At 45.6% G+C, this 3,417-nt stretch carries 4 protein-coding genes; all 4 read right to left on the bottom strand.

The genetic code is table 11. The features are described from left to right. Positions 1-214: 214 nt before the first annotated feature. Complete coding sequence (locus tag FTU92_RS13955; RefSeq protein WP_000743213.1) at positions 215-439, bottom strand: hypothetical protein; 225 nt, start codon at positions 437-439, stop codon at positions 215-217. Next, positions 436-1,173, bottom strand: coding sequence for a recombinase family protein (locus tag FTU92_RS13950; protein WP_001366550.1), 738 nt, complete (start codon positions 1,171-1,173; stop codon positions 436-438). The genes FTU92_RS13955 and FTU92_RS13950 overlap by 4 nt, the downstream gene beginning before the upstream one ends. A gap of 148 nt (positions 1,174-1,321) precedes the next feature. Next, on the bottom strand, positions 1,322-2,488 hold the full coding sequence (locus tag FTU92_RS13945; protein WP_024160783.1) for a tetracycline-inactivating monooxygenase Tet(X3): 1,167 nt from the start codon (positions 2,486-2,488) through the stop codon (positions 1,322-1,324). A 189-nt stretch (positions 2,489-2,677) separates the two neighbouring features. Continuing rightward, positions 2,678-3,271: a tyrosine-type recombinase/integrase gene (locus tag FTU92_RS13940; RefSeq protein WP_205779272.1), complete on the bottom strand. Its 594-nt coding sequence runs from the start codon at positions 3,269-3,271 to the stop codon at positions 2,678-2,680. Positions 3,272-3,417 lie beyond the last annotated feature (146 nt).

The raw sequence follows: 3,417 nt of genomic DNA, 5'->3' as shown, positions 1-3,417 counted from the left end.
GCATGTTCCGCGTCCTTGCAATACTGTGTTTACATACAGTCTATCGCTTAGCGGAAAGTTCTTTTACCCTCAGCCGAAATGCCTGCCGTTGCTAGACATTGCCAGCCAGTGCCCGTCACTCCCACTCGATTGTAAACAAGCACACAAAACCCTTTAGTGACAACAATTTGCAAGAACTATCAGGCTCAGTGCCATGAAAAATACCATGACCAGATCATGAGGTTGAACACGGCTTGCGCCGGCAGCGTTCACGCTCCTGGTCGGCGATCTCGCCCGGCTGCAATGCTAGCTCAGCATCGGTCATGCGCTCCAGCACGTCGCGTAGGCGGATGGTGCAAGGAATGGGCGGCAGCTCGAACTCATAGCCGCCGGCGATCATTTCGGCCGCAATCTCCTCGGTGATGAAAAACGGCTCGTCGTCTTGGTTCGGCTTCTTCATGCCCTTTCCTCCTGGCGCTCATCCTGGCCGACAGCGGCCAGGGCATCGGCTTCCGTCAATGCGTCCTCCACGAACGCGCCGTGCTGCTTCGCTTCGGCCTGGCTGACCTCGGCCCATATCCGTTTCACCTGGGCCGCACTGTACCCGGCCAGCTCGGCGGTCTTGTTGATGCTGTAGCCGGACTTGCGCAGCGCGACAACTTGGGCGCGGCGCTTCGGATCAGCACGGCGGCCCTTGTACCGCCCGGCCTGGCGGGCCAACTCAATGCCTTGGCGCTGGCGTTCGCGCCTGTCCTCGTAGTCGTCGCGGGCCATCTGCAAGGCCAGGCGAAAAAGCATGATCTGCACGGCTTCCAGCACGATCTTGGCGACGCCCTGGGCCTCGGCCGCCAGGTCGGATAGATCGACCACGCCAGGGACGGCCAGGCGTGCGCCTTTGGCCTGTATCGAGGCCACCAGGCGCTCGGCCTCGGGCAAAGGTAGGCGGCTGATGCGGTCGATCTTCTCGGCAATGACCACCTCGCCGGGCTGTAGGTCGCCGATCATGCGCAGCAGCTCAGGCCGGTCGGCGCGTGCGCCGGATGCCTTCTCACGGTAGATGCCGGCGACGTAGTAGCCGGCGGCCTTCGCGGCCGTAGTGATCGCCTCTTGGCGTTCCAAGTCCTGCGCGTCGGTGCTGACGCGCAGATAGACCCGCGCCACCATCGGCGCGGCTACTGGCTTCGTCCTGCGCATACTTGCGGGCTCCTTTGGGCATACTCAAATGCACCCATCTTAAACTGGCAGCTAATGTACAAAAGTTGATAGAAGCACACAAGTTCAATTTTGCACTTCTGCCCCACTATTGCAAAACTGCTTGTTAGTAGCCGTTTTTTCTTACTGTTTATAGATTCAATAATTTTTGAAACGAAAAATTGGGACTAAACATTTCGGTTTCGTTTTCTGTCGATTCGTCCTGCGTATCTTTTGCATAAACAAACATTTGTTGTTCGTAGTTTTCGATGGCATTTTCAATACTTGTAAATTCTCCGTTTGTAAGGTTTTCAGACAATATCAAAGCATCCAATAATCCCGTATTTACACCCTGTCCTGCAAAAGGCGACATCAAATGAGCAGCATCGCCAATCATTGTTATGGGTAATGGACGGTTACTTTTCCAATCATTGTTCAAAGGAAATTTCCTTGTGGGCAAGCATTGAAATGTTGATACCGAACGTATTAATTGTTTGTAAACTTCACTCCATTTGGAAAATCTTTTCAATAAAAAATCGGCAACGCTGTTTCTGTCCTGAAAATCTAAGGGAATTTTATTTTTCCATTCATCGGGCGTTTTAAAACTAATTCCTAAATACAATGCACCATTATTATTGGGATTGGCAAACAATAAAATGCCCTGATGTCCCGCCATTAATCGGTTGCCGTTGCATAGCTGAAAAAATCCGGGACAGTTTATTTCCGGTTGAAGAATATCAGCTTGGATGTTGAAAGTACCGGTTTCTTCAACTTGCGTGTCGGTAACAAAGCTCCTTATTTTCGACATTCCACCATTGGCAAGAATAACCAAATCTGCTGTTTCACTCGGTTTATTCTCAAAAGTTAGTGTCCACTTCTTCTTACCAGGTTCAAGCATAACAAGTTTTCTATCCCAAATAACCGTGTCGTTTTCTAAACTATTCAACAAGATAGCCCTTAAGTCATTTCTGTTTATTTCAGGATTGTCAAATCGATTTTCGGGCTTTACATTTTTTGTGGATAAAATATTGCCTTTTTCATCAGCAATATTTACACCCATTGGTAAGGCTAAGTCATAATAAGTTTGTAACAATCCCGCTTTTTTCATTGCTTCCTGACCTGAACCTTTGTGTAGGTCAAGGGTTCCACCAAAAATTCTTGCCTCTCGGTCGTTGTCTCTTTCGTAAACTGAAACGTCTATGCCGTTTTGCTGTAATAATTTTGCCATAGTCAGTCCAACGGGTCCACCACCAATTATTGCAACGTTCTTATCACTAAGTAAATTCATTTGTTTGTCCGTATCTATTCGCATTGTCATTCAAAAATGGCACATAACAAGTGGCTATACGCCAAATGGCGTATATATCCACTATATCTTATTTTGCTAAACCTTTCATTATCAGTGACAAATCCGTTTTCAACCGTTTACCGTTCGTTTCTACTCTCTCAAAAGGATTTATATTCATAGTGCTTTTTGTTAAGTTTTGCTCAAATATACAAATCCTTTCTATATATCTAACAAATCCATCGGACTTTTTAATTGTTCCATTCCCTTGGTGGTAATATGTGTATAAACCTCAGTTGTTTTACTGCTTGAATGACCTAACAACGATTGAATATAACGTAAACTCGTACCATTCTCAAGCAAATGCGTTGCAAAGCTATGTCGTAAGGTATGTACAGTAACTTCCTTTTGAATCTTTGCTTTTAAAACAGCTGCTTTAAAAATGTTTTGAATACTTCGGCTTGAGTATGCGCCACCTTTTTGACCTTCAAATAAATAATCTTTTGGTTTATATTCCATAAAGTATGTTCTTAAAATAATTAATGTTTTCTCAGATAAAATGGTATAACGATCTCTTTTTCCTTTTGACTGTTCTATACGAATTTGCATGCGCTTGGAGTCAATGTCTTTTATTTTCAGGTTTATACATTCAGAAATGCGCAAACCTGCCGAATAAATAGTCATCAGAATAGCCTTGTGTTTCACGTTTTCAATAGCGCGTAGTACCCGAATGGTTTCTTCTTCACTCATCACAACAGGAAGTGTTTTTTCTTTTTTTGGTCTTTCGATGAAATATGTTTTCCGTTGTCCACCCAAAACACGTTCGTAATAAAACTGGCACTGTTGCAAAGTTAGCGATGAGGCAGCCTTTTGTCTTATTCAAAGGCCTTACATTTCAAAAACTCTGCTTACCAGGCGCATTTCGCCCAGGGGATCACCATAATAAAATGCTGAGGCCTGGC

Origin of the sequence: Acinetobacter sp. YH12205 (assembly GCF_013418125.1) — a bacterium.
Classification (GTDB): domain Bacteria; phylum Pseudomonadota; class Gammaproteobacteria; order Pseudomonadales; family Moraxellaceae; genus Acinetobacter; species Acinetobacter towneri.
The sequence above is the reverse complement of the archived record's forward strand: the minus strand, read 5'-3'. Positions and strand labels throughout refer to the sequence as shown.